The following is a 25,658-nucleotide window of genomic DNA, read 5'->3' on the forward strand; positions in this document are numbered from 1 at the left end:
GCAAAAGTGATCATCGTCTGTCTCAGCCGCGCTCGTCGATCTGGCGCGACAGGATGGCGGAGAACTCGTCGGCGAACCCCTCCAGGCGCTGGGCCTGCCGGTTCACCTCGGAGGTGAACTTATTGTAGAAAATAGTCGCCGGAATTGCGGCGATTAGACCAATTGCTGTAGCAAACAGCGCTTCCGCGATGCCCGGCGCCACCACGGCCAAAGAGGTATTTTTCGACGCTGCGATCGACTGGAAGCTCGACATGATGCCCCAGACGGTGCCGAACAGGCCGACAAACGGGCCCGCCGAGCCGACGGTGGCCAGCACCAATAGCCGCCGCTCCAGCCGCTCCACTTCCCGGGCGATCGAGACGTTCATGACCTTGTCGATCCGCGCCTGGAGGCCGGCAAAGGAGCGCGACTGGCTCTCGAAGGAGCGCTTCCACTCCCGCATCGCGGCCACGAAACAGGCGGCCATCGACTGGGTCGGCTTGGCCGACAGCGCCCGGTAAAGCTCCTCGATCGACTGGCCGGACCAGAAAGCCTGCTCGAACCGGTCCATCGAGCGCTTGGTGCGGGCATAAAGCAGGACCTTGTCGATCGCGATGGCCCAGACCCAGACCGAACAGGACAGAAGTCCCAGCATCACGCATTTGACGACCCAATGGGCCTGCCAAAACAGCGCGATCAGCGACACATCGCTCGATGCCAGGGGCAGAGCTGATTGAGCCACGTCGGCGGGATTCATCGGCAATATCCTCTCAACGCAAGTGTCCCCAATAGGCGGTCCGCAAATCGGCACCGGTTTCACGGCCACGCGGCGGGCGCGGCAAAACTGCGCGAGAGCCTTTTACATCTGTCGCATGGGGGGGCCCGTCCAAAGCCGGGCCCTGCTTCCTCTGCCAACATGTCAAAACGAGGGCTTTTCGCACGGCATTCCGACCCTAACCAAACGCTAATCATGGTTAAGGCGAGGTTACCAAAGGGAGATTCGAAGGCGGGAAATGGCGCCGGATGAGCCGGTTGCCGGGTTCCCGGGGGTGGCCGGTGCGGGTCGCGCTGGATACAGCCCCCGCTGCCGCCGGTCCCCACAGGGTCGTCCCGGCGCACGCCGGAACCCACACTCCGCGGCGGGATTGCAGGCGGGCCTCTCCGTTCGTCGTCCTGAACCACCGCAGTTGCTGGTGAACACGATTCCGGCCCCAGGGTCGCGCAATAATCAATATTTGGGGTGATGGGTCCTGGCTTTCCAGGCCGTGCAAAAATGTCGGCGCGGTGCCTGGAGCTGAGAACGAGGAGGGCACCCTCAAGCTGGACAAGGCCGGAGCGCCTTGAGCAGAGCGGGTACGCTCTTGATGGCAATCAGTCTCTTGAGGTTGTAGGCGATGATGCTGAGCGCCAGTTCGGCTTTGGCTTTGCGCAATCCGCGGACGAGGAAGCGCGGGGTTCCCATCAACCATTTGATGGTCGCGAACGGATGCTCGGCGACTTCGCGGCGGAGCCTCATCCAGCTTGGATCGGCGATCGCCCGCTGATGCATGGCCTCGCGGTCATCGTCATGGAAGCCGCGCACGATGATCCGCTGCGCCGCCTCGGTGCATTGCGATTTCAGCGGACAGGCCGGGCAGGCTTGCGTCCGATATTCCTTCTTCTGTTTGGTGTGGGAGGTCTTGAAGAGTTGGAGGACCTCACCGGCAGGGCAACCCCAGCTGTCGCTCTCTCGGGCGTAGCTGAACTGATCGCGGCTGAAGTATTGCTTGCCCTTCGGATTGACCCGCTCGCCATGCGGTACGATCGCGGTGATCCCGTCCTGCTCACATTGCTTGCCGTGCGCGCCGTTGGCATAGCCGGTATCGGCAACGACGCTCACCTGATCGGCGCCGACGGCCGCCTTGCCCTGCCGGGCCATCGGGTGGAGTTGCTGCAGATCGTTGCCCTCGTTGGTCAGATCGAACGCAACGATCATGTCATGCTGGGCATCGACCGCGATCTGTGCATTGTAGGCAACCTGATGGCCGCGCGGCGTGCGCATGAGCTTGGCCTCAGGCTCACCCAGCACCTTCTGCTTGAGCCCTTCCTGAACCAGCTGTTCGGCCTGCTGCTGCAATTCAGCCCGCTGAGCCCTCAACGCGGCAAGGGCTGCAGCCACGTCGGTCTTGGTCGGCTCAAGCGGCGTCTCCTCGGCGTCGGCCTCATCCATCGCCGTCAGGTAGTCGGCGATCTTGCGCTCGATCGCCGCATCCCGCTCCGCAAGCTTCGCCTTGGTGATCACCTGCTTGCGGCTCGCCGCCGCAGCAATCTTGCTCCCGTCGATCGCCAGGACTTCGCCTCCAAACACCGATTGCTCGCGGCAGAACTTTATAAAGGCCCGGCAGACCCCGGCAATCGCCTCAGGATAGTCCTTGCGGAAGTCCGCAATGGTCTTGAACACCGGCCTCACCCGGTTGATCAGCCAGAACACTTCGACATTGCGCCGAGCCTCACGCTCAAGCCGCCGGCTCGAACGCATCTGGTTCAGATACCCGTAGACATAAAGCTTCAACAGATCGCGCGGATCGTAAGGCGGCCGCCCCGTCGCCTCCGCCTCAACGTTCGAGAAACCCAGCCCGGCAAGGTCCAGGCTGTCCACAAAACCGTCAATGACGCGCACCGCGCTGTCTGCCGCGATCACCTCGTCCAACGTCTCGGGATACAACGTCGCCTGATAGCGCGATTGGCCAACGATGTGTGCCATCCTGCCCCCGAATCCGTCTCTGCCTCCCAAATCCAACATCAGACCGTGGTTTTTGCACGGCCTGTTTCGCCAGGACGACGCCGAGTGTGTTGCGCGTTTTGTGGCTCACACATCCGCATTCTCGCGACGGGAATCGTCCGAGCTTTGCACTTCGATTCACCCTCTCTTGAACAGAGGGCGCAGGGAAAGCCGGGTGCCGATCGCACCCATGGGCCCGGTGCAACAAAAAAAGCACCGGGGTAGGACCACAGGTGTAACCGGAGCAATCCCGGCTTTCCCTGCGCGATGGGCTACGGCTTATACGCGCTCTCCCCGGCGAGACTGGGCTTTGTTGTCACCGTCATCAGCGAGAGACCTTGCCTCCTGCTGAGGAGACACCTGCCACTAGGGCGTCAGGCCTGCACGACTTCACCGTCCGCCTCATACGCACTCGTCAGTTGCGCAATCGGCGTCCACCGCATCTCACACCGCGTTCGTGACGATCGCGATCCGCCCCTCATCGGGTGAGACGGGTGGATCATAGACTGAGTTGCCCTTCCGAAAAACAGAAATATTTTTGCGTGAGGGTCTTGCGCCGTCGAGGCTGGGCAAGAACTCGGCATTTTTTGGAGTTGATGTACGATTCGGCGCATGGCGAATCGGACGTTCAAGGCCGGCGACAGCCGGGAGCAACCCAGTCTTCTTCCTCCCCGGATTGAGGACTATGTCGGACAGCAGAATCCGGTGCGGGCGATCGACAGTTTCGTTGGCGCGCTCGACCTTTCAAAGCTCGGCTTCCGCCATGCGGATCGTGCCGCGGACGAAGTGGGGCAGCCGCCCTACGATCCGGCCGATCTGCTGAAGCTCTACCTTTACGGCTACATCAACCAGATCAGGTCGTCGCGGCGGTTGGAGCGGGAGGCCTGCCGCAATCTGGAGCTGATCTGGCTGTTGAAGAACATGAAGCCGGGCTATCGGACGATCGCCAACTTCCGCAAGGAGAACTGGGCGGCGCTCAAGGCCGCGAACCGCAGTTTCGTGCTGCTCCTGCGCGACCTCGGCCTGATCGGTGGGACCTTCGTTGCGATCGACGGGGCGCTATTCCATGGTAACGCCAGCAAGGGCAGCATCTTCACGCAAGGGAAGCTGGCCAAACAGATCGCCGCGTTGGACAAGGAGATCGAGGCTTATGGCAAGGCCCTTGAAGCCAACGATGCCGAGGAAGCCAAGCGATGTGCCGGTCCGGGAGATGGCAGCAAGGGCAGCGGCGATGTCGGCGAGAAGGTGAAGGAGCTGATGGCCCGGCGCGAGCGCGCGCAAGCCGACCTCAAGAACCTGGAGACAAGCGACAAGGGGCAACTCTCGAAGACCGATCCCGACGCAAGGCTTCTGAGCAAGGGCGACCAGACCATTGCGGGTTACAACGTGCAGAGCGTCGTTGACGACAAGCACACGCTCATCGTTGCCAGCGAGGTCGTCAACCGCAACGACGCGGGCCATCTTCATGAGATGGCAAAGGCGGCAAAAGAGGCCCTCGACGTCGAGACTCTGCAGGTGGCGGCCGATGCCGGCTATTCCACCAGCGAGGACCTGAAGGCCTGCGAGGATGACGGCATTGTTGCCTATGTGCCGCTGCACGAGGGCAATGGCAAGCTCAAGGAAGGCCGCCTCAGCCGCAAGGACTTCAGTTACGATGCGAACGCCGATGCCTACCGTTGCCCGGCCGGCGAGCTGCTGCGCCCGACGGAAGGGCGCTGGACGAACACGAGCGGCCGCATCGAGATCCGCTACCTGGCGCGCAAGGCGGCCTGCGCAGCATGTCCCCTGAGCGCGCGGTGTCTTGCCCCGAAGGCGCCTTACCGGAGCATCGCGCGCTGGGAACACGAGGACGTTCTCGAACGTCACCGCATGAGGATGCAAAGCGCCGAGGCTGCCACATTGATGCGCCGCCGTTCCGCCATCGTCGAGCACCCTTTCGGAACACTCAAATGCCGCGCCGGCTATCAGCACTTTCTCGTGCGCGGCTTCGACAAGGTCCGCGGCGAATGGAGCCTGATGGCGCTTTGCTACAACTTCACCCGCGTGCTCAGCATTCTCGGCTTCGACCGCTTCGTCGCGTACCTTGCAGAAAAGACGCGCATTGCCGGCGCAAACCTCCTTGCGGCCACTCTGCGCGCCATTCGGCTTGCTTTGCGGCCCTTCCGCGCCAAAATCTCGCTGTCGCTCGTCGTCAGTGCTTTCCGAGCCGCCCCAGCCCCTTAGTTGCCATTCTTGCCCAGTCTCGTCGGGCAACTCAGTGATTGCGCCTTAGGGCGGCACCGTCAGGCGGGAGCGTCGGCGCGAATGAAATCAGCGGCAGGGCGGCCTCACAGGCTCTCCACTGAAAGACTGCTCGTGTTGAGAGATGACCCTTCCCCGGTTCGCACTCCGCTTCGCTGCATGCGAATCGACCCTCCCCTTTCGGGGGAGGGTCGAGAAAGCCGTAGAGGAATGACGACCAAGCGCGATCAGCCGGCCTTGCCGAACAGCTCGTCGACGTAATCCCAGTTGATGAGGTTGTCGACGAAGGCCTTCAGATAGTCCGGACGGCGGTTGCGGTAGTCGATGTAGTAGGAGTGCTCCCAGACGTCGACGCCCAGGATCGGGATCGCGCCGTGGACCAGCGGGTTTTCACCGTTCGGCGTCTTGGCAACTTCGAGCTTTCCGCCCTTGACCTGCAACCAGGCCCAGCCCGAGCCGAACTGGCCGGCGCCGGCGGCGGCGAAGTCGGCCTTGAACTTCTCGAAGCCGCCGAGGTCCTCGTTGATCTTCTTCTCCAGCCGGCCGGGCAGCTTGCTGCCACCGCCATTCGGCTTCATCCACTTCCAAAAGTGGATGTGGTTGTAGTGCTGACCGGCATTGTTGAAGACGGCGGCGTTCTTGCCGAACGAACTCTTCACGATCTCCTCGAGGGACTTGCCTTCAAATTCGGTCCCCTTGATCGCGTTGTTGCCGTTCGTGACGTAGGCCTGATGATGCTTGTCGTGGTGAAACTCCAACGTTTCCTTGGACATATAGGGCGCGAGGGCGTCGTGGGCGTAGGGCAGATCGGGTAGCGTGAAGGTCATGGGGTAATGTCCAACAGTGGTGGGAGACTACACTTAACGGGTCCCCCTTATAGAAGGTTCCAACGCGGAGAAACACCGCATTTTCGGATCGTGTATGACAGATCGGCAGAGCCGGGGACCGGAGATATGAGCATCGAGATCGACGTTCTCAACGGGGATGCGTCATGGCAGCGCGCCGAGCCGCTGCACCGGGCGGTGTGGGGCCGCCATGTCGTGGAAGCGCAACCATGGGCGCATATCGAATGGGCTCACGCGGATTTGCGCGTGCTGATCGACGCGCCCGATGACGGCGGGCTTGCCTGCCATGTCGGTATCTACTTCCGGACCATCACCTGGAATCGCCACAAGGTGCATGTCGGCGGCATCGGCGGGGTCGCGACCCGCCAGGACTGCCGGCGACGCGGCTATGCGAGCCTCGCCATCGACGCCGCCGTGCACACCATGCGCGCCAACGACGCGGTAAAATTCGCGATCCTGTTCTGCGAGCCGCATAACTTCGCCTTCTACGAGGCGCGCGGCTGGCACCCCTTCACCGGCGAAGTGTATTGCGAGCAGCCCTCCGGGCAAATCCGCTTCGAGGCGATGGCGCCGTTCGTCTACGACATCGTCCGCGCCCCGCGCGAAGGCAAGATCGACCTATGCGGTCTGCCCTGGTGATCCCTGCGTCGGCGGCGGTGGCGCGCATCGGGCTGCCTCCGGCGCGCCGGCGTGGACGCTGTTCGCGCTGGTCGGCGGTGCCGTGGTGGTGTTCGGCCTCGCCGCGATCGTAACGATCAAGCTAACCTGTTGGGGTGATTGATCGCGCGAATATGACATTGCAGAAATCTTTCGACTTGCTATGCAGGCCGGCCGCTTGGGGAATGAAAAATCATGGCCTGCAGACTTGGACTTGTGACCGCAATCCTTGCGGTGGGTATCGCCGTTCCTGCCGCGCACGCACAGAACGTCGCTGAGCCGACCGGCGTCTGGCAGACCCAGGCCGGCGATGCGCGAGTCAAGATCAGCAAGTGCGGCGGCGGAATCTGCGGCGTGGTGGTGAGCCTGCGCGAGCCGATCGATCCAATGACCGGCAAGCCGCAGGTCGACAACAAGAACCCGAACCCGTCGCTGGCCAGCCGGCCGATCATCGGGCTGCCGCTGTTCTCCGGCATGCACCCCGTCGCGTCAGGCAAATGGTCGGGGCAGATCTACAATGCCGACGACGGCGGCACCTACGCCAGCAGCATCACGGTGACCGGCGAGAACACGCTGCGCGTCGAAGGCTGCGTCGGCGCGCTCTGCGGCGGCGAGACCTGGACCAAGGTGGGACGGTAGGCCGCGCCACCGATCTCCAGAGCGAGATTGGATCGAACAGCAACCGCGGAGGGACTGCGCCCCCTCTCCCGCTTGCGGGGGAGGGCTGGGGTGGGCTCTCTCCACGAGTCATATTTTGGAGAGAACCCCCAGCCGTCGCGCTTCGCGCGCCGACCTAAGAGCGAGTTCCGCTCGTCTCGGCCCCGCAAGCGGGAGAGGTGTAGCGAGTTTGCGGCCCGATCAAATCCTACACCGCACGCGCCTTCAGCGCGGTCGCGGCGATGGCGTAGCCGCCGCGGGCGCCGTCGATGAAATGGACGTGATCGCTGCGCATCACCGACGGTGTGAAGCAGGTCATCATCGCGGCATCCTGGCGGTGCAGACCGTAGCGCACGACGCCTTGAGCGGCCGCGTCGGCAAGGCGCTGCTCGAGCTCGGTCGCAAGGTCCGGCGTGCAATCAAGAATCATGCGCAGACCATCGTCATATTTGCGGAAGTCTGAATTCTCGACCACCTGCTGCAGATAGAGCTTCGGCACGAACTTGCCGACCTTGATGCCGAGGCGGAACACGACATAGGCCCAGAACGCAAAACCCAGCACGAGGGCGCGCTTCATCGCGAGCGGGCCGCCGCGCCGCCTGGCGCGCGCTTCGTACTCCATCCCTTGCGGCGGGAAGCGCAGCGGCGGACCGCCTGCCGGCACCGGCCGTCCCGCCTCGGGGCTCTTCTCGACCCGCACGACGATGTCCTCGATCACCTTGCGGAAGGCGGCGGGATCGGCGCCCCTTGCGGGCACCACCAGCACCGACAGGATGACGCCGCGGGCCGAGGCCATTTCCTCGAAGCGGCAGGACAGGCCGGACAAATCGGGCTGGGTGCCCGGCGGCGCCGGGTCGACGGCGAACTCGCCGCGCTTCATCGCGGCGTCGGCGAAGGCCAGCCCGCCGCCGGAGAACATCGCATAGGACAGATTGGCCGACGGCCCGAAGCGCGCGACGCGGACATCGGCGGCCGCCGCGCGGATCGCCGCGACCGGCACCAACGCGACGCGCATCACGAGATCGAGGTCGTCGCGGACCCAGCGCGCGGTCGCCGCCAGCGCCTCGCGCGCCTTGTCGAGATCGGCCGGCGCGACCGCGAAGCTCGCGCCATCGCCGCCGAACACGAAGGGGAATTCACGGCCCTCCAGCGCATTGGTGACCGAGGCGATCACGGAGGCGCCGGCCATGTTGACCGCCTTGTAGCGCTGCGCCGCGATCGCCTTGGTGGATTCCACGATATCGGCGACCCCGACGGTCCAGTCGTCGGGCAAAGGCGCATACAGCGCGGGGTCCATCAGGCGCGTGAAGCCGCGAAACACCGGGATGCTGCCGTAGAAAATCTCGCTGCTGGTTTTCATCGCACAACCGCGCCGTTCCGCTTCAGGAATGATGTAGCAGATACGCAGCGGTTTGCGACCGGGTTTTGCAGCGGAGCCCGGATGGGGCGCCGCGAAATCCGGGTCATTTCGCTTGCCAACGGGGCTGTGCTCCTGATCCCGTCATGCTGAGGAGGCTGCGCAGCGGCCGTCTCGAAGCACGACGGCCACCAGCGGGGGGCCGTGCATCCTTCGAGACGCGCTACGCGCTCCTCCAGCGACAATGGCGAAGCCATTGCGCGGGGATGACGGGATAGAAGGCTTCGCTCTCCATGCGAGTTACGTAGTCGCCCTACCCCTTCGCCACGCCGCGCAGCACGAGCTGGTTCAGGCGGCTTGCGAAGGCGGCGGGATCATCGGGCATTTCGCCGTCGAGGATCTGCGCCTGTTCGAACAGCAACAGCGACAAATCCTTCGCCTGCGCCGTGTCGGCCGCGAGTGCGGCGACCAGCGGGTGACGCAGATTGACCTCGAGGATCGGCTTCGTCACCGCGCCGCGGTTCTGCTGGGCGAGCAGCCGCTCCAGCGCGCGATCGCGCCCATCACCGCCGGCGACGAGACACGACGCGCTCGAGGTCAGCCGCTGCGAGGCGCGGACGTCGGAGACGCGCTCGCCGAGCGCATCCTTGACGATGGCGATCGTCGTCGCGGCGTCGGCCGCAGCTTCGTCCTTCTTGTCCTCAGCCTTGTCGTCGAGCAGCGGGATCAGGCCGAAATCGACGTCGCCCTGGCTTAGCGACTTCAACGGCTTGCCGCCGAACTCGAGCGGCGCCGCGGTCCAGAACGCGTCGACGGGATCGGTCAGCAGCAGCACCTCGATGCCGCGGGCGCGCGCCGATTCCAGCTTTGGATTCGACTTCAGCCGATCGATGGTGTCGCCGACGAGATAGTAGATCTCGATCTGGTTCGGCTTGAGGTCGTCGACATATTGCTTCAGCGAGCGCTTCTCGCCCGCGGTGGTGGTGAAGCGCGACAGTGCCAGCAGCTTGTCGCGGCGCTCGAAATCCTCCCACAGGCCTTCCTTGATCACGGGACCGAACGCGTCCCAGATCTTGGCGAAGGTCTCCGGCTCCTTCTCGCCGAGCGTCTCGAGCTCGCCGATGACGCGGGTGGTGACGGCTTTGCGGATCTGCGCGAGCTGCGGATTGTTCTGCAGCATCTCGCGCGAGATGTTCAGCGGCAGGTCCTCGCTGTCGATCACGCCGCGGATGAAGCGCAGATAGGCCGGCAGCAACTCGGCGTCGTCGGCGATGAAGACGCGGCGGACGTAGAGCTTGACCTTGCCCTTGCGCTCGACCTGGAACAGGTCGAACGGCTTGGTCGAGGGCGCGAACAACAGCACGGCGTAGGATTGCCGGCCCTCGGCGCGGTAATGCAGCGTCATCGCCGGCTCGTCGAAGGCGCCCGCGATCTGCTGATAGGCCTGCTTGTAGTCCTCCGGCTTCAGCTCGGATTTCGATCGCTGCCACAGCGCGCTCGCCGAGTTGATCTGGCGCGGCTCGCCCTCCTCCGGCACCAGCAGGATCGGAAACTGGATATGATCGGAATATTCGTGGACGATGCGCTCGATCTCGTAGGTCTCGAGATATTTCGCCGCGTCCTTCTTCAGATGCAGCACGATCTCGGTGCCGCGCGCGACCCGCTTGGCGGCCTCCTCACTCGCCGGCGCGATCTCGAAGCCGCTGCCGCCCTCCGACGACCACACCCACACCTCGTCGGCCCCGGCGCGGCGGCTGGTGACGACGATCTTCTCGGCGACCATGAAGGCGGCGTAGAAGCCGACGCCGAACTGGCCGATCAAATTGGCGCCGTCCTTGGCCTCGGTCAGCTTCTGCAGGAACGACTTGGTGCCGGAGCGCGCGATGGTGCCGAGATTGTCGATCAGCTCCTGGCGGTCCATGCCGATGCCGCAATCGACCACCGCGAGCGTGTTGGCCTTCTTGTCCGGGACGATCCTGATCTCCGGCGGCGCGCCGTCGGCGATCAGGGCCGGATTGGCGATCGCCTCGTAGCGCAACTTGTCGCAGGCGTCGGATGCGTTCGAGATCAATTCGCGCAGGAAAATATCGGTCTCGGAATAGACCGAATGCACCATCAGGTGCAGCAATTCGGCGACCTCGGCCTGGAACGGCTGGGATTCGGCGGCGGCAGTGGTGGTCATGGGGAACTCAGGCAATTCCGGGTGGTGGGAAAGCCCTGATATAGCGCGACCGCACCGGCTGGCAAGATTTGCGGCCGCGCCCGGCACGCTGGATCCCGCCTGCAGGAACGCCGTCAGTCGGCAATGGCGGCGATATACCGCTGCACCGAGCGATGGAAGGCGGGCTTCGCGCCGGCGGCGATGTTCTTCCCCCACCAGGCGCCGTAGATGCGGTCGAAGGCGAGCGGCTCGACCGCGCGCGCGATCACGCGGACCGCGGCGGCATTGAGCGGGATGTAGTTCGGATAGGAATACATGAAGCTCACCGAGCGGCGGTCCATCGCAACCATCGCGATGTCGCCGGTGAGCAGCGCGCCGCGGCCTTCGGCGCCGGCGCGCCAATGCAGCACGGTGCCGCCGGCGAAATGGCCGCCGGTCCGCACCAGGAGCACGTCGTCGGAGAGGCGATAGCTGTCGCCCCGCCACGGCACGATCGACGGATACGGCCGCGTCACCCATTGCGCGTCATCGCCGTGCAGATAGACCGGCACGGCGCCGAACGCCGCACTCCAGTCGGCGACCGCGCCATAATAATGCGGGTGCGAGATCGCGATCGCCTTCAGGCCGCCGAGAGATTTGACATGCGCGATCGCCTCCGCCGTTGCCAGCGGCACGCAGTCCCACATCACGCAGCCGCCGCGATCGGGCACCAAGAGCGCGCGCTGCCCGATCGCGAACGTCGGCTCCAGGCCGATCCCGACCAGGCCCAGATCATCGCGCCAGACCAGCTGGTGCCGCTGCGCCAGCTCCTCGCGGGTCAGCCAGGCCTGCCCGTTCCAGTTCACATATTGCCGCTCGTCCTCGCAGATCGGGCAGGACGACGGCGGCACTGTGGTTTCAGGAAATTGCGCGCCGCATTGTTCACAGGTCCAGAGGGGCATCGACACTCACCATCGCTCGCGGGGATAAGAGCGCGATCATACGCTCAAGCGATGGGGCAACATACCAACAGCATCGTGAGCGAGGCCACGCTTGACGGCGATGGGTGCCTTGACGCATGAACCGCGTCCCGATCACTGCGTCGCGACGAAGGCCTGCTGGACCGCCTTCGGCTCGGTGATGCCGTTGGCGATCAGGAGCTCCAGCAGTACCCGTGCCTTCTGCGGGTTGAGGTCGAGCGAGACGGCGAAGCCGAGCTCATCGTCGTTGACCTCGACATTCCGGTTCACGAAGCCCGAGCCGACGCGGCTGGAACGGACCACCACGACGCCCTGCTTCACCGCGGCGGCGAGCGCATCGATCGCGGCCTTCGAGCTGTTGCCGTCACCGACGCCCGCCAGCACGATGCCCTTGGCGCCGCGCTTCACCGCATCCTCGACCGGCGCGGCGTCCATGTTGGCGTGCGAATAGACGATGTCGACCCTCGGCAGCGGCGCGGCCTCCGGCAGTTTCAGCTTCGGCCCCTTGGCTGTTACGGCCGGCTGCAGGAAGCGGAGCGCGCCGGCGTCGACATAGCCGACCGGGCCGCATCGGGCGAGCGGAAGGTCTCGACGCTGGTGGTGTTGGTCTTCTGCGCCCAGCGCGCGCCGTGGATGGTGTCGTTGAGCACCACGAGCACGCCGCGGCCCCGCGATTCGGGCGCGGCGGCGACCTTCACGGCGTCGTAGAGGTTGGCCGGCCCGTCGGCGCCGACCGCGGTCGAGGGGCGCATCGACCCGACCAGCACGATCGGCATGTCGGTTTCCAGCACGTTTTGCAGGAAGAACGCGGTCTCCTCCATCGTGTCGGTGCCGTGCGTGATCACGATGCCGTCGGCCTCCTTCTTGTCGATCGCGGCGCGGATGCGCTTGACGAGGTCGAGCCAGACCTTGTCGTTCATGTCCTGCGAGCCGATCGCGGAAATCTGCTCGGCGGAGATCTGCGCGAGCTTGTCCATGCCGGGAACGGCGGCGACGAGGTCCGCCGCGCTCACCTTGGCCGAGTCATAGGCGTTGCCGGCGCGCGCGCTGGCCTGGCCGGCAATGGTGCCGCCGGTGCCGAGCACGAGCACCCGCGACCGCGCGGCATCGGAGGCTTGCTGCGCGGCAGCGGGAGATGCAAGCAGCCCCGTCACGAGGACGAAGACGAGGCCGATCGCGGCGATTGCGGAACGGTTCGATCGAAGCGAATGCGGCATCTCTTTCCCCCAGCGATATGTCCACACCAATGCAACCCCTGGTTTTGTCCTCCAACAAATGGACAAAGTTACGGCAGGTATCATGCGACAGAACATTGACAGCGAGATCACACGCCCGCTCCAGGCGGCGCTCCTTCTGCCTCCCTGCAGTCGTCGCAGTTGCACGGACAGGGAGAGCCACCGCAATGCCGCTTCACTCCTTCGGCACGGCACGCGGGCGCGCGTCGAAACATGATGCGGTTGAGAGGAAGCTTGCTAGTATTGTGCCGGGTGCGCCACGCGAACCGGGCCGCGCAGGCCGGATCAGGGAAAACGAACCGATGGACATCAGGGCTGTCCTGCCGCCGCGCGGGCGCGACTATCGACTCGATCTGTTGCGCGGGTTCGCCAACTGGGCGATCTATCTCGATCACATCCCCAACAATGCCGTCAACTGGATCACGCAGAAGAACTTCGGCTTCAGCGACGCGGCCGACCTGTTCGTCTTCATCTCCGGCTACACGGCGTCGTTCGTCTATGCGCGGATGATCCTGGAGCGCGGCTTCGTGATCGGCGGCACCCGCCTGATCAAGCGGGCCTGGCAGATCTATGTCGCGCACGTTCTGTTGTTCGTCATCTATATCGCCGAGATCGGCTATCTCTCCCAGCGCTACCACGACCCGAACCTGCAGAACGAATTCAACGTCGCGGGCTTCATGCAGAATCCGGCCGAGACGCTCTATCAGGGCCTGATTCTGGCGTTCAAGCCCGTCAACATGGACGTGCTGCCGCTCTACATCGCGCTGATGCTGGTGTATCCGCTCGTGCTCTGGGCGATGTTGCGCCGGCCGAACCTAACGCTGGCGGCATCATTCCTGCTCTATCTGGCGGCGCGCCATTTCGGCTGGAACCTGCCGGCCTATCCGACCGGCTCGTGGTACTTCAATCCGTTCTGCTGGCAGTTCCTGTTCGTGTTCGGCGGATGGTTCGCACTTGGCGGTGCGGCCGAATCGATATCGTTCATCCGCTCGCGCACATTCCTGTGGCTGGGCGCAGCCTATCTGTCGTTCGCGCTGGTGATGACGCTGGCGGGCCGCTTCCCCGAGCTTGGCCAGGCGATGCCGGCATGGCTCTATGATGCGTTCAACCCGAACGACAAGACCAACCTCGCGCCCTATCGCGTGCTGCATTTCGTGGTGCTCGCCTTCTTCGTCACGCGCTTCCTGCCGCGCGACTGGGCCGGCCTGCACTGGGCGATCTTCCGCCCGATGATGAAGTGCGGCCAGCAGTCGCTCGAAGTGTTCTGCAGCGGCGTCTTCCTCGCTGCTATCGCGCACCTCGTCCTGGTCGAGGTCTCCGACAGCATCTGGATGCAGATCGTGGTCAGCGCGGCCGGCATCGCGCTGATGACAGCGCTCGCCTACTACCGCTCCTGGTCGAAGAAGGTCGACAAGGCGCCGGCGAATGCGCCGCCGAGCTCGGCGCCGGCGGAGTAGATCACCTGCGACTGGACATTGCGGGGCGGATTTCATCATGATCCCTGGACCGCCGGCGACAGTGTTCCCAGAACACTGACGATGCCGATGACGAGGGCGCCGAGAATCTGCTCTGCGACAATATTGCGACGAAGCCTCGCGAGCACGAGGTCCGGCCGGCTGCCGGCCGGCGCTTTCGCCAACGCCGGAACAAGCCAAAACCGGTTGGATGCCGCAAGACACAACATCAGGCCGAACACACCGAGTTTCATCAGCAGCAGCTCGCCATAGTTGGTGCCGATCAAGGCCGAGAAGGAGCCGATCAGGAACCACCCGTTGATCAGGCCGGAAGCCAGAAGAGCCGCGACTGCGCAATAGCCCATGCCGGAAAAGCGCGACAGGACGGCGATGGTGCTGTCGTTCGCCGATTGTCGCATCCGACACGATGCAACGACGACGCCCAGAGGCAGAAGGCCGCCGAGCCAAGCTCCGGTCGCAAGCAAATGCACAGCGTCGGCCGTGACATGGACAATGCCCAGTGCGCCCTCATGGATCTGGGTGTGACCGACCCCGGCCAACGACGACAAAAGGATGGCGGCAAGAGCCGCCAGGAGAATGAGCAGGCGGCGGCGCAATAGGAATGCGTCTGACCAAGCCATCGCAACGACGACCAGCATCAGCACGATGCGAGCAACCCATAGGCGTCCGAAGCCGGTTTCCCGCAGCACGGACCAGATCGCCTCAGCGTCAAGCGCACCGGCCAGCGTGCCGCTCATGTTTCCCACTGTAAAGAGAAACCATGCGAGCCCGCTCAAAAGTGCGCCGAGTGCCGCCGCGAGAAGAACACGGGACCGCATGCGCACCAGACGCTCTGATCCGGACCCGAAGACCGGCGAATACAGGACAAACAACGCACCGCCAAACAGGATGATGGCGCACGCAAAATGAACGAAGCGAGAGCAAGCGAGCCCCGCATCCACCATCATCTTGGAACCTTGAGCGAAACCCGATGCGTTCTGCGAGGCCCGCCGACCGCGGGACTCGCAGAAGCGCCGCAGTGCTTAGTCTTCGTCATCTCCGCCATACCAGTCATGGTGCCCGCCATAGTGCCAGTCGTAGTGGCGCCCCGAGTGCGGACCATAGTGCCGGCCGTAATGCCAGCCATAATACGGGTCCCAGTGCAACCCGCTGTGCCAGCCGACATGCGGGCCTTGGTGCCAATCGTCGTGCGACCCGTAATGCCAGTCGTGACGGCGGGGCTGGTCCCAATCGTCGTCGTCATCATGGGCTCTCGCGGCCTGTGTCAACGTCACAAGCATTACCGCTGCAACCAGAAGCCGCAGCCCGAGCGCGGTCCGGTCCTTCCCAGCTTTGGCTGGTGTACGCATGGAAGTCCTCCTGAACAACAGTGGGATCCCAAATCGTAACGGCTCGACTCTGAACGACAGCGAAACGACCAGTTTAGTTCGGATTTATCGCAGCGATGAAGAAGGAACACGGAACGACAAACCTGCGCTCCTGGAGGAGCGCAGGCAGCCGCCGGAAGCACCCTCGCTTCGGGCAATCAACGTCCCACGCTGAAAGTGTATTGTCCCTGCACGCGATGCGTATCTTCGGAAACCACGTGCCAATTGACCGTATAGCGTCCCTGTGCGAGCGGGGCAGGAACAGGGACAATGAGGCGCTTCTTGTCCTTGGGATCCGTGGTCGCAGCGCCGGTAGCGACCGTCTTCCCCTGCTCGTCCTTGAGTTCCAGGCCTGAGAACTTTGCGATCACGCCTTCGCTGAAGTTGAGCTCGATCTGGGTCGGAGAGCCGGCGCTCTGATCATTGGCAGCAGGGTTCGCGGACTTCAGCAACGGGTGTGCGCTGGCGGGCAGCGTCATCAGACCAATCATGACGAGCGCGAGTGCGCCAACGAAGAGTTTGGGTTGCGACATCTTGCATTCCTTCCGTGACCTGAAAGCACCGTCCAATATCGGGGGGCGCGACCTGGTCCACGTCCCCCGATTGATACGCCCGTTCGAATGAGCGGCCGGGATATTACCACCCCGAGATCAGGCCGAACCGCGGCCTGACCGCGTAGTAGCTGCGATACGGGGTGTAATAGGTGCGGTAGGAGCTGCGGTAGTCGTTGTCATGGTAGTCGTCGTGCAGATCCCGAAGTGCGCGGTGATAGGCGCGATGCTCGGCGCGGCTATAGAACCCCTCCTCGTGCGCGCGCTCATGCGCGGCGGACAACTCATCGTGGAATTCCTCGTGCTTGCCGTAGCCGTAGTCGTCATCGTCGTGCGCAAGCGCGGGCACAACGGGCGTGGCGAGCACCAGAACAGCGGCCGCCATCAGGATCTTCGTCGCGTTCATTACACGTCTCCATTAGCAGGAGCCCCGCCTTCAATTGTGGGACTTCTGTAATCTCTCTTTTAGGCGGTTCATGCTGAATGCATCCGGAAGCCACCTTTCATGCGCCGTTCATCGACCAGCAAGATGCCGACCAGCCCGGGCAGATGTGACATGCATCCGGCTCCGTGAATATCGGAGACGGAGTGGGTGGCCAGCGGTCTCCTTCATTTGCTAAAATTACGCGATGTCCCGCGCATTCCATCACAATCACCCTGACGTCTTGCAGCTCGAAGCCGACGTGCTCGATGCCCGCCCCGGTGCGGTTCTCGTCGAGCGATCGCCGTTCTTCCCGGGAGGCGGCGGACAGCTTCCCGACCGGGGCACCTTGAGGTGGTCCGGCGGCACGCTGCCCGTGACCGAGCTCGCGCGTGATGAACGCAGTCTCTGACATATGTTTCCCGGCGACGCCCTGCCCTCCGGCAAGGTCGTGCTCGAGGTCGAACCGGCGTTTCGCGCCCTGATGTGCGAGCTGCATACGCTCGCCCATGTCGTCAATGCGCTGGTCTATACCCGGTTTGGCGGCGCCCTTCTGACCGGAGCCCAGCTCAATGCCGACAGCACGTTCCGCGTCGATTTCGATCTGCCCGGGGCCGACAACGAGGCGCTGCGGGCGCTCGAGGCGCCGCTGAACGACGTCATTCGGCGGGACCTTCCGGTGAGCGCTGTCTTCATGCCGCACACTGAAGCACAAGCCATCCCCGGCCTGTTCCGCAGCAAGGCCGTCGCTCCGCCGGTCGGAGAGGATGGTCTCGTTCGCATCGTCGAGATTCTCGATCTCGATCGTCAAGCCTGCGGCGGGACGCATCTTGTCTCCACCGGGCGGGCCCGCCCAGCGCGGATCGTCAAGATCGACAACAAGGGTCGTCAGAACCGACGGATCAAGGTTGCGGTCTGATCGGCCGGTGCCCGCCCCCTAAGAATTGCCCCCTGTTCGGCGCCATCGATCTCAGTTGTTGACACTTTGCTAGAATGCTAGCATCGCGCTGCATGTCGCGATCGATTCCCCACCGCACGTGCTGAATGACGAAGTCGGCCTCAACCTGCTTGCGCCGGGTGAGGACTGGCGCCAGCCCGGCGACATGGATCCCGCATTCACCCGTCCGTTCCGCGCCTCGATCGTGGCGCGTGCGCGCTTCATCGAGGACTTGGTCGTCGAGCAGGCCGGTCGCGGCGTCGCTCAATATGTCATCCTCGGCGCCGGCCTCGACAGCTTTGCGCAGCGCAGGCCGGAGATCGCCTCGCGCCTGAAAATGTTCGAGATCGATCAGCCGGCTCCGCAGGCCTGGAAGCGAAAGCGCCTGATCGAGAGAGGCTTCGGTATTCCGGACTGGCTGCGCTTCGTGCCTGTCGATTTCGAGGCGAGCGGATCATGGCGGGAGGGACTTGAGGCCGCGGGCTTCGACGCCGCCAAGCCGGCCATCGTGGTCTCCACCGGAGTCAGCATGTATCTCAGCAAGGACGCCAATGCAGCGACGCTGCGCGAGGTCGCATCGCTGGCGCCTGGATCGACGTTCGCGATGACATTCCTGCTTCCGCTGGAGCTGGCAGATGCCGAGGCGCGGCCCGGGCTCGAGATGGCGGTGAAGGGCGCGCGCGCCAGCGGAACGCCCTTCAGCAGCTTCTTCACCCCGCCGGAGATCATCACGCTCGCCCGCGAGGCCGGCTTTGGCGAAGCGCATCATGTCTCGACCGACGATCTCGCCGCGCGCTATTTCGCCGGCCGCACGGACGGTCTGCGCCCACCGCGCAATGCCGAGGAGCTGCTTGTCGCGCGGACCTAGACCGGTCTGCACCGATCGACATCAAGGCAGGCGGCGGACGTCCTGATGGAGCAGGGGTGCGTCCTTCAACCAGACCTTCGCGCCTTCGGGACCGGAGACGGCACGCAGCGCTTGTCCCGCCGGCAAGCGGGCCCAGCTTTGCGCGGTCAACGTCTGATCGCCGATCGACACACTCCCCGCGAGGACGAGCGCTTCAAGCCCCCGTACGTTCTCGATCACGATCGGCTTGTCGGGCATCCAGCTCTCGAAACGTACGTTTTCGAAACCGTCGTCGAACAATTCGATCGCGCTCGCCGCGCCCGGTCTCGGCTCGAGCGGACGACCTTCCGCGGGCCGTCGCACGATCTGGTCGCGATCGCCGTCCCGAAACTGCCAAAGGCGGACGAAGATCGTGCAACCGTCGTTCGATGCGGGAACATGCGAGGTCCCGGGCGGGTTGCGGAAGTAACTGCCTGCCGAGTAATCGCCGTGTTCGTCCTGGAAGACGCCGTCGAGAACGACGATCTCCTCGCCGCCGCCATGCGTGTGGCGGGGGAACGCGCTGCGCGGCGCGTATCGCACGATCGAGGTGGCGTGCGCCACCTCGTCGCCAATGCGGAACAACATGCGCCGATCGACGCCGGCCGCCGGGCTTGGTGTCCATGGGAGCCGTGCGGCGTGAACGATCACAGGAACCGTCAGGTCGTCATTGATACGCATCGCGCTGCTCCGTCATGGTCTCGATGTGGCAACGTGCTCCCCGGCCGAAGATCCGTCTCGATCCTGCAAGCTACACTCAGGTGGCCTCCGGAAGAGATGCCGCGAATTGCGGGTACGTCCCGGCGAGTTCGGTCCTGATCTGCCCTCGCATGAGCTCCAGCATCGCGGCCCGGGGTTGGGATCTCGCAACGATCGTTGTCGCAGGGAAATCCGGTCATCTCCCGAATGTCGCGCGCGCTGCGCCCCGGATGCACACTGTGCAGTCTAAACCTGCCGACGTTACGCTGGAAGGAGAATAGCGCAGCGTTGGTCAGCAGCGCAGGAGCCCCCCTGTGAACTCCTTTCTCGCTGACGCCCGGCGCCGAGATGAAGTCGACCTGATCGATGCGATTGGATTGAAGTTTTGACCTGCCAGACTACGTGCAGGTCCGCCATGTCGCTGGCTGCGCGACTAGTTGCGTCCCGCAAATAACGTCTCAATCAGCGGGCATTCCCGCAGCGTGCCATCGGCACATTGTGCGACCACGTCCCTAAGCACCCGCTCCATGCGCTTGAGATCGGCGATCTTCGCTCGGACGTCATCGAGATGCGCGGCGGCGACAGCACGCGCCTCGGCGCAGGGCTTTTCGCGCTCGTCAACGAGGCGCAGCAGTTCGCGAACTTCATCCAGCGAGAAGCCGAGCTCGCGCGCCCGCAGCACGAAGCGAAGACGGCGCTCGTGCGTCGAGTCGTAATTGCGGTAGCCCGTTGCTGTGCGCGGCGGTTCCGGCAGAAGACCGACTTTCTCGTAATAGCGCACGGTCTCCAGATTGCAGCCCGTCCGTTCAGCGAGCTCGGCCCGCTGCAGGCCCTTCACCACGGCGTGATCAGGCATCAGCCAAACCCTTCTTGACCCTGTAGTTGCTACAGAGCCCATGTATGGGGCGCAAAGAATTTCGGCAAGTAACGAGGCTTGGAGATGGTTGCATCACGATCCGAAATGGCGGACGTCGCAACGGTTCCAGAGAACTCGCAGGCGTCCGCGCGGAGCGAGGCGAGACGGCAGCGCTTGATCGCGGCTGGCGGCATTCTCGGCGCGCTCGCCGCCTCATCCTGCTGCATCGTGCCCCTGATCTTGTTCAGTCTCGGCATTGGCGGCGCCTGGATCGGCAATCTGACGGCGCTTGCGCCGTACAAGCCGCTGTTCGTCGCTGCGACGGCAGGCTTTCTTGGATACGGCTTTTATCTCGTCTACTGGAAGCCGCGGCAACCTTGCTCCGAAGGCGCAGTTTGCGCGCGTCCTATTCCCAACCGCCTTGTGCGGTTTGCGCTGTGGATCGCAACCGTGCTCGTGGCGGCCGCCTTCTCCTTCGACTATGTCGCACCACTGCTGCTACGCGCCTGACACCAAGGGAGACCCACCCATGAAAAAGTATTTGAGCACGGTCGTCCTGATCAACTTGCTCATGGCCGCGCCCGCCGCCCTCGCCGGTGAGCGGACAGTCACCTTCGCTGTCGACAACATGACCTGCGCCTCGTGTCCCTACATCGTGAAGAACTCGATGGCGGCGGTTCCCGGCGTTGCGAAGGTTGCCGTCTCCTTCAAAGCCAAGACCGCGACCGTGACCTTCGACGACGCCAAGACGAACCCGGACGCCATTTCCACCGCCAGCATGAACGCGGGCTATCCGGCTCATAGCGTGCGGCAGGGCAGTTGAGCGAGCGTAGCGCATGACAGTCCAAGCGACGGATCTGGCGCAAACCATCCGAGCGGTGCGGCCGATGGTGCTGCGAGGGATTTTGTAGTCAGCAAGCGCCATAGCGCCGAGCGGCGCATAACATTGATGGCGTGGGTCTGGTCGACCGCGGGAAGCGACTTTCGGGCGAGGCCAAAAATATGAACGATTGCTGCACATCCTCCGCATCCCCGTTTCCGGCACGGCCGAGCTTTGCCGTGCGGCCTGGCGTCACGTTTCCGGACTGGTCGGTGGTCACATCGCCGGCCGTCCAAAATGCACTCGTGGCAATGACCGGCTCCGACCATGTGTTCGATCGCTGGAGCGGCTATGATCCTGTCGCGGACCGCGTACGCGTCGCGCTGCTCCAGCTTTACGCCGAGGACGGACGCGCTCCGACCATCGCCGCGCTTGCTGAACGTGCCGGTTCGAGCGAGCGGGCCATCCTTCCTGTGCTCGAAGAGCTCCGTCGCCGCGACCTGCTTGTCCTCGATGGCGAGCGGATCATGGGGGCCTATCCATTCACCGAGCACGACACGGGCCATCGGGTCATGCTCGGTCGAACCGCTGTTAACGCAATGTGCGCGGTGGACGCGCTCGGCATCGGCGCCATGACCCGCCGCGACGTCGCGATAACATCGCGCTGCCGCCATTGCGGCGCGCCCATCCGTATCGTCACACGGGATCGAGGGACCGCGCTGGCCAATGTGGAGCCCATGACCGCCGTCATGTGGCAAAGCATCCGCTACGAGGGCGCATGCGCTGCGAACTCACTGTGCGCAACGACCGTCTTCTTCTGCTCGGACGAGCATCTTTCCGCTTGGCGCCATCAGCGCTCCTCGGACGAGCCGGGCTTTCGATTGTCGATCCAGGAAGGCCTTGAGGCCGGTCGGGCGCTGTTCGGACCAAGTCTTGCCGGCCTGATTGCGGCGGAACGTTCGGGCGATGGCAGAGCACACGGCAGCGGGCTAATGCCACTGGACGCGGCATCCGGTCCATCGGTGGATCGTCATGCCCGTGCGAACGGCCGCAATGGTAACGCTTACGATCTCGTCGTGATCGGCGCCGGCTCCGCGGGCTTTTCGGCCGCGATCACGGCCGCCGATCAAGGCGCCCAGGTCGCGCTGATCGGCAGCGGAACCATCGGCGGCACTTGCGTCAATATCGGGTGCTTACCGTCGAAGACCCTGATCCGTGCGGCGGAGACGCTCCACAATGCGCGCGTGGCTGCACGTTTCGCCGGCATCTCAGCCGAGGCTGAATTGACTGACTGGCGCGCGACCGTTCGTCAGAAGGACGACCTCGTTTCCCAAATGCGCCAGCGCAAGTACATCAACATTCTCCCGGCCCATAATGGCATCGTCTATCGTGAAGGGGCGGCTCGCCTCACGGAGGTTGGCGTCGAGGTGGACGGCACGGCCATTCGCGCCGACAAGATCATCATCGCAACCGGCGCACGGCCGGCGGTGCCTGCCATCCCCGGTATCGAGACCATTCCGTACCTGACCAGCACCACCGCGCTTGACCTTGCAGAGCTGCCGCTATCACTGCTAGTGATCGGCGGCGGTTATGTCGGAGCGGAGCTCGCGCAAATCTTCGCCCGCGCCGGCGTCAAGGTGACGCTCGTGTGCCGGTCTCGTCTGCTCCCCGAGGCCGAGCCCGAGATCGGTGCGGCGCTGACGGAGTATTTTGGAGACGAAGGAATCGCCGTCGTTTCGGGCGTATCCTACCGCGCGATCCAAAGGACCGGGACTGGTGTCGCGCTAACGATTGTTCGCGACGGCGAGGCCACGAGAATCGACGCCGATCAGGTACTGGCCGCCACCGGGCGTACACCTAACGTCGAAGGCCTTGGGCTCATCGAACAGGGCATCGCCCTTTCGCAGAAGGGCGGCATTGCGGTCGATGATCGAATGCGGACCACCAAGGCCGGCATCTATGCCGCCGGCGACGTCACCGGCCGCGACCAGTTTGTCTATATGGCCGCCTATGGCGCCAAGCTCGCGGCCAGGAATGCGCTCAATGGCGACAGCTTGCGCTATGACAACAGTGCCATGCCCGCCATCGTGTTTTGCGATCCGCAGGTGGCGAGCGTCGGGCTGACCGAGGTCGCGGCGCGCACAGCCGGACATGCGGTTCGTGTCTCGACGATCAGCCTCGACCAGGTGCCGCGCGCAATCGCTGCGCGCAACACCCGCGGCCTCATCAAGCTCGTCGCTGATGCCGGCAGCGGCCGACTGCTCGGCGCGCATATCCTTGCGCCGGAAGGCGCCGACAGCATTCAGACCGCGGCGCTCGCGATCTGGCAAGGCCTCACGGTTGATGATCTCGCGGAAACGATTTTTCCGTATCTCACCACCGTCGAGGGCCTGAAGCTTGCGGCGCTCTCGTTCGGCAAGGACGTCGCCAAGTTGTCCTGCTGCGCCGGTTAGTCTGGCGAGGCATGACCGCCCCGGTTTGGATAGCGTTGAGATGGCAGAAGTCGGAAAGGCAACTGCCAAGACAGTTCGTCTTTTGCTCGAGCGACCCCAAGATCCAACAACTCCTATTTCTTCCGAACCCGACTCACGCGCGATCACGCTGGTCCGGAAAGCCGCACGGGAGTTCGTTCAGGCGGCGATTGGACATCCAGAAACGTGATGATCGTTCTGCTGTTGGTTGCGGGTGATTTGAACCTACGAAACCAAGCCATTGACTTTGTTCAGATGACGTTTCGAGGTCAAAAATGAAAACCCAGCAATCGACTGAGATTGCTGGGTTTTTCTGATCGATCTTGGTTGCGGGGATAGGATTTGAACCTATGACCTTCAGGTTATGAGCCTGACGAGCTACCGGGCTGCTCCACCCCGCGTTAAACCGTTGCATGCCTTGCAGAAGGGGAGCCCGAGGCGGCCGGCCAACGCTTGATACGGCGCCGATCGATCCGTCCGGAGGGCTTCCTGAGAAGGCGCCCCGGGCCGAAGCCGGCGGGTGCGGGGCGTATGTATCAACGTCGCCCCGGTTTGGAAAGCCCCGCGAGAGGGTTTTTGAGGATTTTGTGACGTCGAAATCACCGGTTTTCCTGGCAAAATTGCCGCGGGGAACCGGCCCTTGCCAGAAACCGCGCAAAAGCGGAGCTTGGCGCCAAACAAAGCCGTCATGGAAACGTCATCTGAGGGGAAACGCCATGGAGCGGTCATTGAAGAGCCCCGGGCTTCACGCGCTCGAAGAGACCTTCCACCGCCAGGTCGAGATGTCGCGGAACGAGCCAGCACCGAGCGTGCAGGCGCGGCTCGACCGGCTCCGCCGCCTGCGGGCCGCGGTCACCGAGAACGAGGCGCGATTCGAGGCGGCGATCTCGGCCGATTTCGGCCACCGCTCCACCGTCGAGACCGTGATCGCCGAGACCATGCTGGTGCTTGGCGAGATCAAGCACGCGGCCACGCACTTGAAGCGCTGGATGGCGCCGCGAAAGATCCCGACCACGCTGCAATTTGCTCCCGCGAAGAACCGATTGATCCCGCAGCCGCTCGGCGTGGTCGGTATCATCGCGCCCTGGAATTATCCGCTGCAGCTGACGCTGGCGCCCGCGGTCGCCGCGATCTCCGCTGGCAACCGCGCGATCATCAAGCCGAGCGAGCTGGTGCCGCGCTTCGCCGAGCTACTGATGGAGGCGATCGAGAAGAAATTCGACACCACCGAACTCGCGGTGACCGATATCGATGACGACATCGCCAGAGCCTTTGCCGCGCTGCCGTTCGATCATCTGATCTTCACCGGCTCGACCCGCGTCGGCCGGCTGATCGCCGAAGCCGCCGGCCGTAATCTAACGCCGGTGACGCTCGAGCTCGGCGGCAAGTCGCCCGCGATCATCGACGGCTCCGCTGATATCGATGAGGCCGCCCGGCGCATCGCCTATGGCAAGCTGCTCAACGCCGGCCAGACCTGCATCGCGCCCGACTATGCGCTAGTGCCGGAAGGCGCCGTGCAGCCCTTCGCAATGCGGCTGCAGGGCCACATGCAGCACATGTACGGCACCAACCCCGCCAATCCGGACTACACATCGATCATCTCGGACCGGCATTACGCAAGGCTTGAGCACCTCTTGGCCGACGCCGCGGCGAAGGGCGCCAACATCATGCAGCCGGCCGCGCCCAACGATCCCGAATGGAAGCGCAAGCGCAAATTCCCGCCGACGGTCATCGTCGATGCGACGCCCGAGATGGCCGTGATGCAGGAGGAAATCTTCGGACCGCTGCTGCCCGTGATGGGGTATCGCGACGCCGCTGAACCTATCGCCTACATTAACAAGCACGACCGCCCACTCGCGCTGTACTGGTTCGGCACCGACAATGCCGCCCGCGACGAGGTGCTGGCGCGCACGGTGTCGGGCGGGGTGACCATCAACGACTGCCTGTTCCACTTCGCGCAGGCCTATCAGCCGATGGGCGGCGTCGGCGCATCCGGCAGCGGCGCCTATCACGGCGAATGGGGATTCGAGACGCTGACCAAGCTGAAGCCGGTATTCTACCGCTCGCGGCTGAACCGGCTGGCGGACCTCTATCCGCCCTATGGGGCCAAGATCGCGCGGCTGGAGAAATTGATGCGGCTGTTGTCGTAGTGCTGTCGCTCCGGGGCGATGCGTTAGCGCCTGGAGGGCTTGCGCGTGGTCGACGCGTCGATCATGCCACCCCTGATCGGCGGCAACACCAACGCACCGACCATCATGATCGGCGAGAAGGCCGCCGACATGATCAGAGTTGAGATGCGGGCGGGGTAGCGATCGCAAGCGGC

The 25,658-nt window shown here is 64.0% G+C and carries 25 protein-coding genes, 1 tRNA gene and 1 pseudogene; 12 read left to right on the forward strand and 15 right to left on the reverse strand.

The window, feature by feature from the left end; translation table 11 throughout:
• Positions 1-22: 22 nt before the first annotated feature.
• Together tolQ and MTX19_RS36840 are read right to left on the reverse strand one after the other, a co-directional pair.
• Positions 23-736, reverse strand: a complete 714-nt coding sequence (tolQ, locus tag MTX19_RS36835) for a protein TolQ (RefSeq protein ID WP_280975428.1) — start codon at positions 734-736, stop codon at positions 23-25.
• Positions 737-1,294: 558 nt separating this feature from the next.
• Positions 1,295-2,722, reverse strand: coding sequence for an IS1182 family transposase (locus MTX19_RS36840; protein WP_280983057.1), 1,428 nt, complete (start codon positions 2,720-2,722; stop codon positions 1,295-1,297).
• A 630-nt stretch (positions 2,723-3,352) separates the two neighbouring features.
• Between MTX19_RS36840 and MTX19_RS36845 the strand changes: the two genes are divergently transcribed.
• Positions 3,353-4,963 (forward strand): IS1182 family transposase, encoded by a 1,611-nt coding sequence (locus MTX19_RS36845; RefSeq protein WP_280978673.1) that lies wholly within the window; start codon positions 3,353-3,355, stop codon positions 4,961-4,963.
• Between the two features lie 245 nt (positions 4,964-5,208).
• Here the strand turns inward: MTX19_RS36845 and MTX19_RS36850 are convergent, their stop codons facing one another.
• Entirely contained in the window at positions 5,209-5,808 is a 600-nt protein-coding gene (locus MTX19_RS36850) for a superoxide dismutase (RefSeq protein WP_280981563.1), read from the reverse strand.
• A 126-nt stretch (positions 5,809-5,934) separates the two neighbouring features.
• Between MTX19_RS36850 and MTX19_RS36855 the strand changes: the two genes are divergently transcribed.
• Positions 5,935-6,465, forward strand: coding sequence for a GNAT family N-acetyltransferase (locus tag MTX19_RS36855; protein ID WP_280981564.1), 531 nt, complete (start codon positions 5,935-5,937; stop codon positions 6,463-6,465).
• A gap of 213 nt (positions 6,466-6,678) precedes the next feature.
• Positions 6,679-7,122: a DUF2147 domain-containing protein gene (locus MTX19_RS36860; protein WP_280981565.1), complete on the forward strand. Its 444-nt coding sequence runs from the start codon at positions 6,679-6,681 to the stop codon at positions 7,120-7,122.
• A 226-nt stretch (positions 7,123-7,348) separates the two neighbouring features.
• Here MTX19_RS36860 and MTX19_RS36865 read toward each other — a convergent pair whose 3' ends face one another.
• The 5 genes from MTX19_RS36865 to MTX19_RS36885 form a co-directional block, all read right to left on the reverse strand.
• The gene (locus MTX19_RS36865; RefSeq protein ID WP_280981566.1) at positions 7,349-8,500 is read right to left on the reverse strand and encodes a DUF3095 domain-containing protein; all 1,152 of its coding nucleotides are present in this window, start codon (positions 8,498-8,500) and stop codon (positions 7,349-7,351) included.
• A 310-nt stretch (positions 8,501-8,810) separates the two neighbouring features.
• Complete coding sequence (gene htpG, locus MTX19_RS36870) at positions 8,811-10,679, reverse strand: molecular chaperone HtpG (RefSeq protein WP_280985734.1); 1,869 nt, start codon at positions 10,677-10,679, stop codon at positions 8,811-8,813.
• Positions 10,680-10,792: 113 nt separating this feature from the next.
• The gene (locus MTX19_RS36875; protein WP_280984997.1) at positions 10,793-11,599 is read right to left on the reverse strand and encodes an MBL fold metallo-hydrolase; all 807 of its coding nucleotides are present in this window, start codon (positions 11,597-11,599) and stop codon (positions 10,793-10,795) included.
• Between the two features lie 132 nt (positions 11,600-11,731).
• Positions 11,732-12,052: a hypothetical protein gene (locus tag MTX19_RS36880; protein WP_280985735.1), complete on the reverse strand. Its 321-nt coding sequence runs from the start codon at positions 12,050-12,052 to the stop codon at positions 11,732-11,734.
• Positions 12,053-12,129: 77 nt separating this feature from the next.
• Positions 12,130-12,834, reverse strand: coding sequence for an asparaginase (locus MTX19_RS36885; protein WP_280981567.1), 705 nt, complete (start codon positions 12,832-12,834; stop codon positions 12,130-12,132).
• A 320-nt stretch (positions 12,835-13,154) separates the two neighbouring features.
• Here MTX19_RS36885 and MTX19_RS36890 point away from each other — a divergent pair, with 320 nt between their 5' ends.
• Positions 13,155-14,309: an OpgC domain-containing protein gene (locus MTX19_RS36890; protein WP_280981568.1), complete on the forward strand. Its 1,155-nt coding sequence runs from the start codon at positions 13,155-13,157 to the stop codon at positions 14,307-14,309.
• Between the two features lie 35 nt (positions 14,310-14,344).
• On the opposite strand, the gene copD is transcribed toward MTX19_RS36890, so the two are convergent.
• The 4 genes from copD to MTX19_RS36910 all read right to left on the reverse strand — a co-directional run bounded on the left by copD (position 14,345) and on the right by MTX19_RS36910 (position 16,651).
• Positions 14,345-15,274 (reverse strand): copper homeostasis membrane protein CopD, encoded by a 930-nt coding sequence (copD, locus tag MTX19_RS36895; RefSeq protein ID WP_348638376.1) that lies wholly within the window; start codon positions 15,272-15,274, stop codon positions 14,345-14,347.
• Positions 15,275-15,349: 75 nt separating this feature from the next.
• The gene (locus MTX19_RS36900; protein ID WP_280981570.1) at positions 15,350-15,676 is read right to left on the reverse strand and encodes a hypothetical protein; all 327 of its coding nucleotides are present in this window, start codon (positions 15,674-15,676) and stop codon (positions 15,350-15,352) included.
• A 176-nt stretch (positions 15,677-15,852) separates the two neighbouring features.
• Positions 15,853-16,227 carry a copper homeostasis periplasmic binding protein CopC gene (gene copC / locus MTX19_RS36905; RefSeq protein WP_280985736.1) on the reverse strand — a complete coding sequence of 125 codons (375 nt, stop codon included), beginning with the start codon at positions 16,225-16,227 and terminating at the stop codon, positions 15,853-15,855.
• A 103-nt stretch (positions 16,228-16,330) separates the two neighbouring features.
• A complete protein-coding gene (locus MTX19_RS36910; protein WP_280981572.1) occupies positions 16,331-16,651 on the reverse strand; it encodes a hypothetical protein in 321 nt (106 codons plus the stop codon).
• Between the two features lie 223 nt (positions 16,652-16,874).
• On the opposite strand from MTX19_RS36910, the gene MTX19_RS39400 reads away from it, so the two are divergent.
• The 3 genes from MTX19_RS39400 to MTX19_RS36920 all read left to right on the forward strand — a co-directional run bounded on the left by MTX19_RS39400 (position 16,875) and on the right by MTX19_RS36920 (position 18,471).
• Positions 16,875-17,078, forward strand: coding sequence for a hypothetical protein (locus MTX19_RS39400; RefSeq protein WP_348638249.1), 204 nt, complete (start codon positions 16,875-16,877; stop codon positions 17,076-17,078).
• A 3-nt stretch (positions 17,079-17,081) separates the two neighbouring features.
• Positions 17,082-17,585: an alanyl-tRNA editing protein gene (locus tag MTX19_RS36915; RefSeq protein WP_348638250.1), complete on the forward strand. Its 504-nt coding sequence runs from the start codon at positions 17,082-17,084 to the stop codon at positions 17,583-17,585.
• A gap of 88 nt (positions 17,586-17,673) precedes the next feature.
• Positions 17,674-18,471: a class I SAM-dependent methyltransferase gene (locus MTX19_RS36920; protein ID WP_348638333.1), complete on the forward strand. Its 798-nt coding sequence runs from the start codon at positions 17,674-17,676 to the stop codon at positions 18,469-18,471.
• A gap of 21 nt (positions 18,472-18,492) precedes the next feature.
• On the opposite strand, the gene MTX19_RS36925 is transcribed toward MTX19_RS36920, so the two are convergent.
• Together MTX19_RS36925 and MTX19_RS36930 are read right to left on the reverse strand one after the other, a co-directional pair.
• Positions 18,493-19,170 carry a cupin domain-containing protein gene (locus MTX19_RS36925; protein ID WP_280985737.1) on the reverse strand — a complete coding sequence of 226 codons (678 nt, stop codon included), beginning with the start codon at positions 19,168-19,170 and terminating at the stop codon, positions 18,493-18,495.
• A 451-nt stretch (positions 19,171-19,621) separates the two neighbouring features.
• On the reverse strand, positions 19,622-20,044 hold the full coding sequence (locus MTX19_RS36930; RefSeq protein WP_280981573.1) for a helix-turn-helix domain-containing protein: 423 nt from the start codon (positions 20,042-20,044) through the stop codon (positions 19,622-19,624).
• Positions 20,045-20,128: 84 nt separating this feature from the next.
• On the opposite strand from MTX19_RS36930, the gene MTX19_RS36935 reads away from it, so the two are divergent.
• The 3 genes from MTX19_RS36935 to merBA all read left to right on the forward strand — a co-directional run bounded on the left by MTX19_RS36935 (position 20,129) and on the right by merBA (position 23,317).
• The gene (locus MTX19_RS36935) at positions 20,129-20,554 is read left to right on the forward strand and encodes a mercuric transporter MerT family protein (RefSeq protein WP_280981574.1); all 426 of its coding nucleotides are present in this window, start codon (positions 20,129-20,131) and stop codon (positions 20,552-20,554) included.
• A gap of 19 nt (positions 20,555-20,573) precedes the next feature.
• Complete coding sequence (locus tag MTX19_RS36940) at positions 20,574-20,867, forward strand: cation transporter (RefSeq protein WP_280981575.1); 294 nt, start codon at positions 20,574-20,576, stop codon at positions 20,865-20,867.
• Between the two features lie 179 nt (positions 20,868-21,046).
• Positions 21,047-23,317, forward strand: a complete 2,271-nt coding sequence (gene merBA, locus MTX19_RS36945) for a bifunctional organomercurial lyase/mercury(II) reductase MerBA (protein WP_280981576.1) — start codon at positions 21,047-21,049, stop codon at positions 23,315-23,317.
• 342 nt (positions 23,318-23,659) lie between these two features.
• Here merBA and MTX19_RS36950 read toward each other — a convergent pair.
• A tRNA-Met gene (locus MTX19_RS36950) sits at positions 23,660-23,736 on the reverse strand.
• A gap of 315 nt (positions 23,737-24,051) precedes the next feature.
• Between MTX19_RS36950 and MTX19_RS36955 the strand changes: the two genes are divergently transcribed.
• Positions 24,052-25,485, forward strand: coding sequence for a coniferyl aldehyde dehydrogenase (locus MTX19_RS36955; protein WP_280981577.1), 1,434 nt, complete (start codon positions 24,052-24,054; stop codon positions 25,483-25,485).
• Positions 25,486-25,515: 30 nt separating this feature from the next.
• Positions 25,516-25,644: pseudogene (locus MTX19_RS36960) on the forward strand (GMC oxidoreductase); the annotation flags it as partial.
• Positions 25,645-25,658 lie beyond the last annotated feature (14 nt).

Origin of the sequence: Bradyrhizobium sp. ISRA464 (genome assembly GCF_029910095.1) — a bacterium.
Classification (GTDB): Bacteria; Pseudomonadota; Alphaproteobacteria; order Rhizobiales; family Xanthobacteraceae; genus Bradyrhizobium.

Bases quoted from the DNA above. Each gene is read 5' to 3' on its own strand.
- MTX19_RS36865 (WP_280981566.1), bottom strand. From the start codon at position 8,500: ATGAAAACCAGCAGCGAGATTTTCTACGGCAGCATCCCGGTGTTTCGC.
- MTX19_RS36845 (WP_280978673.1), top strand. From the start codon at position 3,353: ATGGCGAATCGGACGTTCAAGGCCGGCGACAGCCGGGAGCAACCCAGT.
- MTX19_RS36940 (WP_280981575.1), top strand. From the start codon at position 20,574: ATGAAAAAGTATTTGAGCACGGTCGTCCTGATCAACTTGCTCATGGCC.
- tolQ (WP_280975428.1), bottom strand. From the start codon at position 736: ATGAATCCCGCCGACGTGGCTCAATCAGCTCTGCCCCTGGCATCGAGC.
- MTX19_RS36930 (WP_280981573.1), bottom strand. From the start codon at position 20,044: ATGCCTGATCACGCCGTGGTGAAGGGCCTGCAGCGGGCCGAGCTCGCT.
- MTX19_RS36890 (WP_280981568.1), top strand. From the start codon at position 13,155: ATGGACATCAGGGCTGTCCTGCCGCCGCGCGGGCGCGACTATCGACTC.
- MTX19_RS36880 (WP_280985735.1), bottom strand. From the start codon at position 12,052: ATGGACGCCGCGCCGGTCGAGGATGCGGTGAAGCGCGGCGCCAAGGGC.
- MTX19_RS36840 (WP_280983057.1), bottom strand. From the start codon at position 2,722: ATGGCACACATCGTTGGCCAATCGCGCTATCAGGCGACGTTGTATCCC.
- MTX19_RS36955 (WP_280981577.1), top strand. From the start codon at position 24,052: ATGGAGCGGTCATTGAAGAGCCCCGGGCTTCACGCGCTCGAAGAGACC.
- MTX19_RS36875 (WP_280984997.1), bottom strand. From the start codon at position 11,599: ATGCCCCTCTGGACCTGTGAACAATGCGGCGCGCAATTTCCTGAAACC.
- MTX19_RS36925 (WP_280985737.1), bottom strand. From the start codon at position 19,170: ATGCGTATCAATGACGACCTGACGGTTCCTGTGATCGTTCACGCCGCA.
- copD (WP_348638376.1), bottom strand. From the start codon at position 15,274: ATGATGGTGGATGCGGGGCTCGCTTGCTCTCGCTTCGTTCATTTTGCG.
- MTX19_RS36855 (WP_280981564.1), top strand. From the start codon at position 5,935: ATGAGCATCGAGATCGACGTTCTCAACGGGGATGCGTCATGGCAGCGC.
- MTX19_RS36885 (WP_280981567.1), bottom strand. From the start codon at position 12,834: ATGCCGCATTCGCTTCGATCGAACCGTTCCGCAATCGCCGCGATCGGC.
- MTX19_RS36850 (WP_280981563.1), bottom strand. From the start codon at position 5,808: ATGACCTTCACGCTACCCGATCTGCCCTACGCCCACGACGCCCTCGCG.
- MTX19_RS39400 (WP_348638249.1), top strand. From the start codon at position 16,875: ATGTCCCGCGCATTCCATCACAATCACCCTGACGTCTTGCAGCTCGAA.
- htpG (WP_280985734.1), bottom strand. From the start codon at position 10,679: ATGACCACCACTGCCGCCGCCGAATCCCAGCCGTTCCAGGCCGAGGTC.
- MTX19_RS36935 (WP_280981574.1), top strand. From the start codon at position 20,129: ATGGTTGCATCACGATCCGAAATGGCGGACGTCGCAACGGTTCCAGAG.
- MTX19_RS36915 (WP_348638250.1), top strand. From the start codon at position 17,082: ATGTTTCCCGGCGACGCCCTGCCCTCCGGCAAGGTCGTGCTCGAGGTC.
- MTX19_RS36910 (WP_280981572.1), bottom strand. From the start codon at position 16,651: ATGAACGCGACGAAGATCCTGATGGCGGCCGCTGTTCTGGTGCTCGCC.
- merBA (WP_280981576.1), top strand. From the start codon at position 21,047: ATGAACGATTGCTGCACATCCTCCGCATCCCCGTTTCCGGCACGGCCG.
- MTX19_RS36860 (WP_280981565.1), top strand. From the start codon at position 6,679: ATGGCCTGCAGACTTGGACTTGTGACCGCAATCCTTGCGGTGGGTATC.
- copC (WP_280985736.1), bottom strand. From the start codon at position 16,227: ATGTCGCAACCCAAACTCTTCGTTGGCGCACTCGCGCTCGTCATGATT.
- MTX19_RS36900 (WP_280981570.1), bottom strand. From the start codon at position 15,676: ATGCGTACACCAGCCAAAGCTGGGAAGGACCGGACCGCGCTCGGGCTG.